1 pseudogene is annotated in these 12,836 nt (G+C 60.6%); it reads left to right on the forward strand.

The features are described 5' to 3' along the window. Window positions 1-211 precede the first annotated feature (211 nt). Window positions 212-12,736: pseudogene (locus CBW65_RS18885) on the forward strand (amino acid adenylation domain-containing protein); the annotation flags it as partial. Window positions 12,737-12,836 lie beyond the last annotated feature (100 nt).

Consider the following 12,836-nt stretch of genomic DNA (forward strand, 5'->3'; position numbering starts at 1 on the left):
TTTTTTTATTTTTATCGGATACAAAAATATCAAAACTAGTTATAATTGTTATATGTAATTCTTCTTCTTTTACAATCAGTTAATCAAGTGGAGGTTCCCCACCATGAGTGAGAAAACGAAAGAAGTTTGGCAGCAGCAGTTGCAAAACGAATGGAATGAGACGAAAGCAGATTATCCGCGGGACCGCACCATACCGGAACAATTTGTGGAACAGGCGATTCAGACACCTGATCGGGTCGCCGCTGTGTGTAACGGAGAAGAGATCACCTACGCACAACTGAACCGGCGTGCCAATGCCTTGGCCCATTATCTGCGCAAACTGGGCGTCGGCCCGGATGTGCTGGTCGGCATTTGCATCGAGCGCTCGCTGGAGATGCTCATCGGTCTCCTGGGCATTCTAAAAGCGGGCGGTGCCTATCTGCCGCTCGATTTGGCCTATCCGGAGGAACGGCTGCGCTTTATGATCGACGACACAAAGATCAAGGTCCTGATCACTCGTGAAGCGATGCTGGCTCAATTGCCCGAATTTTCGGGGAAGACCGTCTTGATCGACCGCGATGCGGAGTCGATTTCGGCAGAAGATCATCGCGATCCGGAACCGCTGGTCGGGCCGGAGAATTTGGCGTATATCAACTACACGTCGGGCTCGACCGGCACGCCGAAGGGTGTCTGCACCCCGCACCGCGCTGTGTTGCGTTTGGTGATCAACAGCGATTATGTGTCTTATGGCCCGAATGAAATTTTGATGCAAAATGCGCCGATCTCGTTTGACGCGGCGACATTTGAAATTTGGGGAAGTTTGCTCAACGGCGCGAAACTGGTCATCTGCCCGCCGCACAAGCTGGCTTTGGCTGAGCTTGGCGAGGTGATTCGAGGATATGGCGTCACGATCGCTTTTTTGACAACGGGGCTGTTCAACCAGCTGGTGGAATACCAGCTGCAGGATCTGCAGTCGCTGCGTCAATTGCTGACCGGCGGGGAAGCGATGTCGCTGCCCCATGCGCGGCGCGTTTTGGCGGAGCTGCCAGCCTGCCGCTTGAGCAATATCTACGGGCCGACCGAAAGCACGACGTTTGCGACGGTCTATCCGATCTTCGAACTTGCCGCCGACGCCGTGGCCGTGCCGATCGGCCGTCCGATCGCCAACACGACCGCGTATGTGCTCGATGAGACGCGAAAGCTCTGTCCGGCAGGCGTTCCGGGCGAGTTGTGCATCGGAGGGGAAGGCTTGGCGCGGGGCTATTGGAACCGCCCGGAACTGACCGCAGAGAAGTTCATCACGCATCCGTTATCGGACGATGCCAAGGAGCGGCTGTACCGAACGGGCGACTTGGTGCGCCGCTTGCCGGACGGGAATCTCGAGTTCATGGGCCGCATCGACAACCAGGTCAAGATTCGCGGATTTCGGATCGAATTGGATGAGATCACAGAAGTGCTGCGTCGGCACGGCGAGGTGCAGGATGCGGTGGTGATCGACCGGGTAGATGAGGCGGGAGAGAAACAGCTTGTGGCCTATCTCGTGCCTAAGTCGGATCACGCGCCGCCGCTGACGGCGATACGCAGCCATCTGCGCTCGACGCTGCCCGATTATATGCTGCCTGCCCACTTCGTCTGGCTGCCCGCTTTGCCGCTCAACCCGAACGGAAAAGTAGACCGCCGCGCGCTGCCCGCTCCGCTGCGAGATGCAGAGTCGTCAGGCTACAGTGCGCCGCGCACGCAGACCGAAGAGATCGTGGCCGATGTGTTTGCCCGGATGACAGGCGCCGGGCGTTTCGGGCTCTGTGACAACTTTTTCGAAGTGGGTGGACATTCGCTGCAAGCGATGAGGGCTGTTTCCCGTCTGGGCGAGATCTTCCAAGCGGAATTGTCGCTGCAACTGCTCTTTGATCATCCGACCGTTCAAGAGTTTGCGGAGCAGGTTGACACGCTGCGGCAGATGGGCTCCATCAGACAGCTGCAGCCGATCACACCGCTTGCCAAACACCGTCCGCAGCCGTTGTCGTTTGCCCAGCAGCGACTGTGGTTCCTCGATCGCTTGCAGCCGAACAGCACCGCATACAGCTTGCCGTACGCCATGCAGCTGCGCGGGCAGTTGAACGAAGCGGCGCTGGAGCGGAGTTTGCAGGAGATCGTCTGTCGTCATGACGCGCTGCGCACCGTGTTCGCAGATGGGGAGGCAGGGCCGGTGCAGGTGCTGGCGGAAGCGGTGAAGAGTCCTTTGCGCCGATCTGATTTGGCTCATTTCCCGCAAACCGAGCGCTGGAACGAAGCGTGGCGTTTGGCAGAAGAGGAAGCCCAAACGCCGTTTGACTTGACGCACGGCCCGCTGTTCCGGGCGCATTTGATCTCCGTGGATGAACAGGAGCACATGCTCGTGCTGAATCTGCACCACATCGTGTCGGACGGCTGGTCGATGGGCGTTGTTGCCGGGGAACTGGCGGCGCTTTATGCTGCCTTTTTAGATGGCGTTGCGGCGGAACTGCCGGAGATGACGGTGCAGTATGCCGATTATGCTGTCTGGCAGCGCGAATGGCTGCAAGGCGAAGTGCTGGAGCAGCAACTGGCTTATTGGCGCGGGAAACTGGGCGGGGAGCTGCCCGTTTTGCAACTGCCGTCCGACCGGCCGCGCGCGGCGACACCTGCAAGACGCGGCAGTTCGTACGCTTGCGAGTTGCCAAAAGGGCTGGCTGAGAGCCTGAAAGCGCTGAGCCGCCAAGAAGGCGCCACGTTGTACATGACGCTGCTTGCCGCTTACCAAACGCTGCTCGGCCGTTATTCCGGGCAGGACGACTTCCTGATCGGGTCGCCGATCGCCGGACGCACCCGCAGTGAGCTTGAGCCGCTGATCGGCTTTTTTGTCAACATGCTGATGATGCGCGCCGATCTGTCCGGCGAACCGATGTTCACCGAGCTGCTCGGGCGAGTGCGCCAAGCGGCGCTGGGAGCGTATGCGCACCAGGACGTGCCGTTCGAAAAATTGGTCGAAGCTTTGCAGCCGGATCGCAGTCCGGGTGCTCTTCCGCTGTTCCAAGCAACGTTTGCGCTGCAAAATGCGGCCGACTTCCCGTGGGAATTGCAGGGTCTGAACCTCGATGTCCAACCGCTCGAAACGGGCAGCGCCAAGTTTGATCTCGGCTTGCAGATCGAAGAACAAGACGGCGTGTTGTCGGCGCTGTGGGAGTATGACGCCGACCTGTTTGATCACGGCACGATCGTCCGCATGGCCGGCCATTTCCAGACCCTGCTCGAAGGAATCGCCGCCGCGCCGCAGCAAAAGATCGGCCTGCTGCCGCTGTTGACCGCAGCGGAGCGCGCCGCCGTGAGCGCCCGTTCGCTGCCTGCCGGGGAGCAGGAACTGCTGGGCGGGCAGTTGATCGTGCAGGCGTTTGAAGCGCAAGTGGAGCGCACGCCCGATCGTACCGCTGCTGAATTTGCCGGACAATCGCTGACCTATCGCGAGTTGAACCGGCGTGCCAACCGCCTCGCGCACCGCTTGCAACAGAGCGGCGTGGGCCGCGGGGTCTTGGCTGCGCTGTTCACCGAGCGTTCGTTGGAAACGCTGATCGGTCTGCTCGGCATTTTCAAGGCGGGCGGCGTGTATGTTCCGCTCGACCCGGAGCATCCGCAGGAGCGAACTTCCTACATCCTGGAAGATTCGCAAGCGGCTGTGTTGATCACGCAAGAGCATCTGTTGTCCGCACTGCCCGCGCACGGGGCGGAAGTAATCTCTCTAGAGGGATGCGAGGAATGGGAGGGAGCAGCAAGTAATCCTCCGTCCTTGATCAGCCCGGAGGACCTCGCCTACATGATCTATACGTCCGGCTCCACAGGCCAGCCGAAAGCGGTCATGGTCGAACACGGCAGCCTCGCCGCCACGATCGGCGCGACACAGACCGAATTTGCATTTGTTGCGGACGATTGCATGCCTTGGGTGGCATCAGCGACGTTCGACATCGCGCTGTTTGAAATGCTCAGTCCGCTGGTGTCCGGCGGAACGGTGACTGTGCTCACGAGGAACGAAGTGCTCGACCTTGAACGGATGGCGGAGGAATTGCAGCGTTTCACCGTCCTGCATGCGGTGCCGAGCTTGATGCGCCAGATTGCGGAGACGGTCGCTAAGCGGGGCAAACCCGGTCACTATGAGCAATTGCGCCTGATATTCACAGGCGGGGATGCGGTGCCGCCGGAGCTGTTGCAGTTGCTGCGCGAGGTGTTCCCGAACGCGCAGACTCACGTTTTGTACGGCCCGACAGAAGGAACGATCATCTGCTCGCACTATGAGGTGCAGGATGCTTTCGACTTGTCGCTGACCCGCTACCTGATCGGCAAGCCGTTTTGCCATGCGGAGCTGCGCGTGTGCGATGCTCTGCACAATCCGCTTCCGGTTGGCGTCCCGGGCGAGCTGTACATCGGCGGCCTTGGCGTGACGCGCGGCTATTACCGCCGTGATGATCTGACCGCAGAAAAATATGTGGAGCTGGACGGGCGACGCTGGTACCGCAGCGGCGACCTCGTGCGTCAGTTGGCTGACGGGACCCTGGAGTTCCTCGGTCGCATCGACAATCAAGTGAAGATTCGCGGGTATCGGATCGAGCTGGGCGAGATCGAAGCGGTGCTCGGACAGCAGGAAGACGTGCGCGAGGCTGTGGTTATCGTCGACGAAGATGGCGCAGGCAACAAACGTCTGGCCGCCTATGTCGTGCTGCACGATCAAGCCGTCAAGCCACACGACCTTCGTGCTTATTTAGAAAGCAAACTGCCCCATTACATGGTGCCGTCCGCTTTTCTCGTGTTGGAGTCGATGCCGCTGAACTTGAATGGTAAGGTCGACCGCCGCGCGCTGCCCGCTCCTGACTTCAGCGCTGGAGTGGCGGCCGAAAGCTATCTCGCGCCGCGCAATCGGGTGGAGGAGCAGGTGGCAGCGATTTTTGCGGATCTGCTTGGTGTCGAGCGCGTGGGCGCGCAAGATGACTTCTTTGCGCTCGGGGGCCATTCCCTGCTGGCAACGCAGGCGGTTTCCCGACTGCGCGATGGGATGGGCGTCACGATTCCGCTCGCCAGATGGTTTGAACGGGCGACGGTCGCTGCGATCGCGGAAGCGGTCGCCGAACTGACAGAAACAGAAGGGCAGCAGCAAACGCCGATCTTGCGCAACGTGCAAAGGGACACAGCGCCTGTGTCTTTCGCCCAACAGGGCATCTGGTTCCTCGACCGCTTGGCGCCGGGGGGCACGACGTATCATGTGCCGATTGCATTGCGCCTGCAAGGCGAGTTGGATACGGCTGCGCTGGAGCGCAGTTTGCAGGAGCTCGTGCTGCGCCATGAGACGCTCCGCACGACGTTTCTCGAAAAAGACGGCCAGCTGCTGCAAGTCATCGCCGCAGAGCACGGCCTGGTCCTCGCTCGCTCCAGTGTTGCGCACGTGGAAGAAGCTCTGCGCGAAGCAGCGGCGTGGCAGGAAGTGGAGGCTGCAGCCCGGGAGCCGTTCGATCTGACCCAAGGGCCGCTGTTCCGCGCCAGATTGGTGCAGGTGAGCGGGCAGGAGCACCTGCTGCTTTTAAATCTGCATCATATCATCACCGACGGCTGGTCGATGGGCGTGCTGGCCGAGGAACTGCGAAGCTTGTATGCCGACTTCAAAAGCGGGCGGGACGCGTCTTTGCCACAGCTTCCTTTGCAATATGGGGATTATGCGGCCTGGCAGCGCGAGTGGCTGCGCGGGGATGTGCTGGAAGATCAGCTTGCTTATTGGCGAAAACAGTTGTCGGGCTCGCTCCCGGTGCTGCAGCTGCCGACCGACCGACCGCGTCCGGCGATGGCTTCTTATCAGGGGACGTTCAAGACGTACACCATGCCGGTGCGGCTCACCAAACAGCTGGAAGAGTTCAGCCGGGAAGAAGGCGTCACGCTGTTCATGACCCTGTTTGCCGCGTTTAACTGCATGCTGTACCGCTATACGGGGCAGGAAGACATTCTGATCGGCTCGCCGATCGCTGGACGCAACCGGAGTGAATGGGAAGGGCAGATCGGATTTTTCGTCAACATGCTGGTCATGCGCACCGACCTCTCGGGAGCGCCGACATTCCGCGATCTGCTCAGCCGTGTGCGCACAACTTCGCTTGATGCCTATGCCCATCAAGACGTGTCTTTTGAGAAGCTGGTCGAGGAGATTCAGCCGGACCGCGACCTCAGTCTGTCGCCGCTGTTCCAAGTCACGTTTGCTATGCATCAGGCGGCGGGCAGCAACTTTGCGCTGGAAGGGATCGACCTGAGCGCACATGAGGTGGACAGAGGCGCGTCCAGCTTTGATCTCAGTTTGGCGATGGAAGAGACGCCGGACGGTCTGGCGGCGAGATGGGAATACAGCACCGATCTCTTTGAGAGTTCCACCATCGACCGAATGATGGGGCATCTGCAGACTCTGCTGGAAGCTGCGGTTGCACAGCCGGAGCAACCGCTGTGGAAGTTGCCGATGTTGACAGCAGGGGAGAAGCATCAACTGCTGGTCGAGTGGAATGACAACGCGGACCCGGAGCTGGCCGATGTTCTGTTGATCCCGACGTTTGAAGCGCTGGCGGCGCGAATGCCTGATCAGATCGCGTTGACTTATGGCGAGCAGACGATGACCTACCGCGAGTTGAACGAACAATCAAACCGCTTGGCGCGTGAACTGATCCGGCAAGGGGCACAAGCGGACACCAGGATCGGCATCTCGATGGAGCGCTCCTTTGAGCTGTTTGTCGCGATCCTCGGCGTGCTCAAGTCGGGCGCTGCCTACGTGCCGCTCGACCCGTCCTATCCGCCGGACCGCTTGACCTATATGCTGGAAAACTCGCAAACGGCCACCTTGCTCACCCAGCCGCATCTGGCAGAAAAGTGGAACTCCTTGCATGGAAACGTGTTCTGCATCCCAAGCGATTTTGTAACGCTTGCACAAGGGAGCGGGGACAATCTGCACCGTGACATCGCGGCTGACGATCTGGCCTACGTGATCTACACGTCCGGCTCGACCGGCTCGCCAAAAGGCGTCATGGTCACGCACCGCGGCCTGGTCAATTTTGCCGGGCATCTGGCGCGGGCGTTCGAAGTGCGCGAAGACAGCCGGTTCCTGCAGTTCGCTTCGATCAACTTTGACCTGTCCGTGCTGGAGATGCTGTGCGCCTTGCTGTCCGGGGCGCGGCTCTGTCTCGCCACGCCGGACACGGCACTGCTCGGGGCGCCGTTTGTGCGCTTCCTCCACGAGCAGGGGATCACTCATGTCATGCTCACCCCGTCGGCGCTGGCCACCTTGCCAGAGCAGGAACTGCCTCCTTCCTTGCAAATGATCGGCGTTGGCGGTGAAGCTTGTTCGCCGGAGCTGGTGCAGCGCTTTGCGCAGGGGCGGCGTTTCTTTAACGCATACGGCCCGACCGAAGCGACCGTCTGTGTGACGCTGGCCGAAGTGACCGTCGACACGGAGTGCGTGACGATCGGCCGGCCGTTGTCGAACACGGAGGTCTACCTGCTGGACGCGCATCTGCAACCTGTGCCGGTCGGCGTGCCGGGGGAACTGCATGTCGGCACGAACGGCTTGGCGCGTGGTTATCTGCACCTTCCAGAGCTGACACAAGAGAAATTCATCCCGCATCCGTTCTCCGCAAAAGCAGCTGCACGCCTGTATAAAACGGGCGATATGGCACGCTATCTGCCGGACGGTTCGATCGATTATCTGGGCCGCGTCGATCATCAGGTCAAAATTCGCGGCTTCCGCATCGAGCTTGGCGAGATCGAAGCTGTGCTGGTCAAACATCCCGGTGTTCGGGAAGCGGTGGTGACGGCGCGGGAAGACGTGTCCGGCAACAAACGCCTGGCCGCCTATGTGGTGCTCACAGCAGCGGATGCTGTTCCTCCACAGGAGCTGCAGCGCTTTGTGCAGGAAAGGCTGCCGTCTTACATGGTGCCGTCCAGTTACACGATCCTCGACAAGTTCCCGCTGATGAGCGCCGGCAAAGTCGACCGCGCCGCCCTCCCGGCGCCTGAGGAAGCCGGATGGGAGCAAGGCGGTACGCTTGCTGCGCCGGGCAACCCGGTGGAAGAGCTGCTGGCGGCGATCTGTCAGGATGTGCTGGGACTTTCGCGCATCTCGATCCATGATGACTTCTTTGAACTTGGCGGGCACTCGCTCTTGGCGACGCAGATCGTCTCGCGGATTCGCGACCTGTTCCAAGTCGAATTGCCGCTGCGAACCTTCTTTGAAGGGCCGACGGTGGCGAAACTGGCCCGGTATGTCGAAGGAGCTGTGCGCAGCGAATATCGCTTGTCGCAAGTTCCGCCGATCCAGAAGGCGCCGCGCGACCGCCCGCTGCCGCTGTCCTTTGCCCAGCAGCGTTTGTGGTTCCTCGATCAGATGGACCCGAACAGCGCGGTGTACAACATGATCGACCTGCTGGAGATGAACGGCACGCTGAACGTTGCCGCGCTGGAGCAGAGTCTGCAGGAGATCGTGCGCCGTCATGAAGTGCTGCGCACCACGTTTGCCGATCAGGACGGGCAGCCGGTGCAGGTGATCCGCCCGTTTGTGCCGACACCGCTCTTGGTGACCGATTTGCAGCATCTGCCCGAAACGGAGCGGGAGGAAAGGGCGATCCGCATCGCCAAGGAAGATTTTGCAAAACCGTTCGATCTGACGCGTGATCTGATGATCCGCCCGCACCTGCTCAGACTAGGAGCAGAGTCGCATCTGCTGGTGCTGGTCCTGCATCATATCACCAGCGACGGCTGGTCGACCGGGGTGTTTGCCAAGGAGCTGGCGGCGCTGTACGAAGCGTTTTCCGAAGGCGCACCATCGCCGCTGGAGGAGCTGGGCATCCAGTATGCCGACTTTGCTGTCTGGCAGCGGGAATGGATGCAAGGCGACTTGCTGGAAGAGCAGCTCGCATTTTGGAAACAGCATTTGAGCGGCGACCTGCCGGCCCTGCAGCTGCCGACCGACCGGCCGCGTCCGGCCAAACCGTCGTTTGTGGGCGGCATGTACATGTTCGAGTACCCGGCAGAGCTGGTCGACGCGATGAAGCGGATCTCCCTGCAAGCAGGGGCGAGCCTGTTCATGACGCTGCTGGCCGCTTTTGAAACGCTTTTGCACCGCTATTCGGGTCAGGATGATCTGATGATCGGCGCGGCGATCGCCGGCCGCAACCGGGGAGAGATCGAAAACCTGATCGGATTTTTCGTCAACATGATGGTGCTGCGCGTCGATCTCTCAGGCAACCCGTCTTTTACTGAGCTGTTGGGACGTGTGCGCGACATTACGCTTGGGGCGTATGCGCATCAGGACTTGCCGCTGGAAAAGCTGGTCGAGGAATTGCAGCCGGAGCGTGATCTGACCCAGTCGCCTTTGTTCCGGGTGGGATTTGCTCTGCAAAATGCGCCGCGTGAGACGACGGAGCTGAAGAATCTGACGCTTGCGTCGCGCTATCTGCACAACGAAACCTCGAAGTTTGACCTCAGTTTGAGTTTGATGGAGACGGAGCGCGGACTGATCGGGGGGATGGAGTACGACGCGGAACTGTTCGATGAGTCGACGATCAAGCGGATGATCGGACACTTCCGCATGCTGCTCGAAGGGATTGCGGCCGCGCCGGAAGCCCGCATTTCCGAACTGCCGCTGGTGAATGAAAAGGAACTGCACCTGCTGCTGCACGAGTGGAACGACACGGCGACCGACTATCCGCGCGACACGGCGGTGCATCGTTTGTTCGAACAGCAGGCGGCCAAGACGCCTGATCAAACGGCGCTGCTGTTTGGCGAGGAGCGCTTGAGCTATCGTGAATTGAACGAGCGCGCCAACCAGATCGCGCACGGGCTGCGTGCACACGGTGTCGGCCCCGACTCGCTGGTGGCGCTCTGCATCGACCGCAGCCTGGAGATGGTCATCGCCACGCTTGGCATTTTGAAAGCGGGCGGGGCGTATGTGCCGCTCGATCCGGAGTACCCGCAAGAGCGGCTGGCGATGATGCTGCAGGACGCCGGAGCACCCGTGTTGCTGACCCAGTCCGACCGGGTGGCCAAACTGCCGGTTGTGCAGGAAAAAGTGATCTGCATCGACCGTGATCAAGATTGGATCGCCGCGCAAAGCCGGGAGAATCTCGACGTGGAAGTAACGGCCGACCATCTGGTCTACGTCGTGTTCACGTCCGGCTCCACAGGGCGTCCGAAAGGCGTGTCGATCAAGCATCGCGGAGTGGCGCGTCTCGTCACAGAGACCAACTTCTTTACGGCCGCAGCTGACGATGTGTTCCTGCAAATCGCGCCGATCTCGTTTGACGCCGCCACGTTTGAACTGTGGGGGCCGCTCTTGAACGGTTCGGCACTTGCCATCTATCCGCCGGGCAAGATCGATCTGCTGGAAGTCGGGCGTACTGTCGAACGATATGGCGTCACCGTGCTGCATCTCACAGCCGGTCTGTTCAATCAAATGGTGGATGATCAGCTCGCCAGCCTGCAAAACGTGCGCCAACTGCTGACCGGCGGTGACGCGCTGTCGATCCCGCACGCGAAAAAGGCGCTGCAGGCGTACCCGAACTGCCGCATCTCCAACTGCTACGGTCCGACCGAAGTGACGATGCTGGCCAGCGTGTACCGCATGCCTGCTGCTGACCTGCTCGCCGATACGGCGCGCATCGGGCGTCCGATCTCGAATACGACGCTCTACGTGCTGGACAGTGAGCTGCGCCCTGTGCCGGTCGGCGTCCCGGGCGAGCTGTACATCGGCGGCGACGGACTGGCGCGAGGCTATCTGCACCGCCCGGAACTGACGGCGGAGCGTTTTATCAGCGATCCGTTTGCGGCCGACGGGAGCGCCCGACTGTATCGCACCGGCGACTTGGTGCGCTATCTGCCGGACGGGAACTTAGAGTTTTTTGGCCGGATTGACCAACAGGTGAAGATTCGCGGACACCGTATCGAGACCGGCGAGATTGAAGCGGTGCTCGGGGAACACGATCTGGTGCGCGAGTCGGCCGTGGTGGCCCGCCTGGATGAGACGGGCGATAAATATCTCGCGGCGTACGTCGTGCCTGACTACCACAGCGTCGCTCTGCTGGCCGACCAGCCGGAGGAAGCGTGGCAGGCGGAACAAGTCGAGCAGTGGGAGCTGTTGTTTGACGACTATTTCTACAGCCAGGAAGACGCTGGCCTCGACCACACCTTTAACATCACCGGCTGGAACAGCACCTACACAGGTGAGCCGATCCCGGCGCAGGAGATGCGGGTCTGGCTGGACAGCACGCATGAGCGGATCTTGCAGTTGCATCCGCAGCGCGTGCTGGAGATCGGATGCGGCACCGGGCTGATCCTGTACGGCATCTTGCCCCATGCCCAGTCATATCTGGGCATGGACATCTCCAGCGGCGTCCTGGAAGGCATCCGCCGCAACCTGTCCGGGCATCCTGCCGATCTGGCCAAGGTGCAGCTCTTGCACCGCAAAGCGGACGATTTGACCGGAATTGAGTCAGGTCAGTACGACACGGTGATCCTCAACTCGGTCGTCCAGTATTTCCCGAATGTGGACTATCTGGTGACCGTGTTAACCAGTGCGGTGCATGCGGTTGGGGCACAAGGCTCCGTCTTTGTCGGTGATGTGCGCAGTTTGCCGCTCCTGCGGGCGTTCCATACGGCGGTCGAACTGCACGGCGCTCCCGAAGACCTGACCTGTGGCCAACTGAAACAAGCGGCGCTCGCCCGCATGGCGCGCGACAACGAGTTGGTGATCGATCCGCAGTTCTTCGCGGCGCTCCAGCAGCATCTGCCGCAGATCTCCTCCGTCGAGATCAAGCTCAAACGCGGCTATGCGCGCAATGAAATGTCCCAGTTCCGCTACGATGTGGTGCTCCATGTCGGCGGTGCAGGGGAGCCGACCGCTTCCACTGCGGCTCTTGTCGCGATGGATTGGCAGGACGACCGTTTGACGTTGCAGCTTCTGCGCGACCACTTGTCCGCGCAAAGCCCGGCGCTGACCGTCGTCCGCAACATCCCGGACGCCCGGATCAGGGAAGCTGTTCGCGCAGCTGAGCTGCTCGCCGCTGACGAGGTCAACACGGCTGGCGAACTGCGCGCCTTGCTTCGTGACCTGCCGGAAGAAGGAGCTGTCGAGCCGGAAGACCTGTTCGCGTTCAGCAGTCTGCTGCCATATCGGGTGGAGCTCACCCGTACCGCCTCTGACGAAAGCGGCGCCTTTGATGCGGTGTTCATTCCGCAACCGGCCGACATCGCGGTCAAGCGGGAACTCACGGCCGATGCGCAGCAACAGGCTCCAGCCTCAGCTTCAAATGCGGCGATCCACTGGAAACGTTACGCCAACAATCCGCTGCAGGCGAAATTGGCCGCCAATCTCGTCCCGCGCTACCGCAGCTTTTTGCAGGAAAAACTGCCCGAGTACATGGTGCCGGCCGCCTTTGTCGTGCTCGATCATCTGCCGCTGACACCAAACGGCAAAATCGACCGCAAAGCGCTGCCTGCGCCCGACAGTTCGCGCCGTCCGGATACCGGCTATGTCGAGCCGCAAAGCGTGCTGGAAGAGACGGTCATCGAAGTCTGGCAGGAGATCCTCGGTGTGGAGAAGATCGGCATCCATGACAATTTCTTTGAGATCGGCGGACATTCGCTGAAGGCGACCCAAGTGATTGCGCGCCTGCGCGACGCTTTTGAGATCGAACTGCCGATGCAAAAGATATTCGACGCGCAGACGGCCGCCGAACTGGCGCAGGTGATCGAAGAGATCATCTTTGCCGAGATTGACGAGTTGAGCGAAGACGAAGCAGAAGGACTGCTCGAGTAGATAGGGAGAGGAAGGGTTGCCA

It is taken from the genome of Tumebacillus avium (assembly GCF_002162355.1).
Taxonomy (GTDB): Bacteria; Bacillota; Bacilli; order Tumebacillales; family Tumebacillaceae; genus Tumebacillus_A; species Tumebacillus_A avium.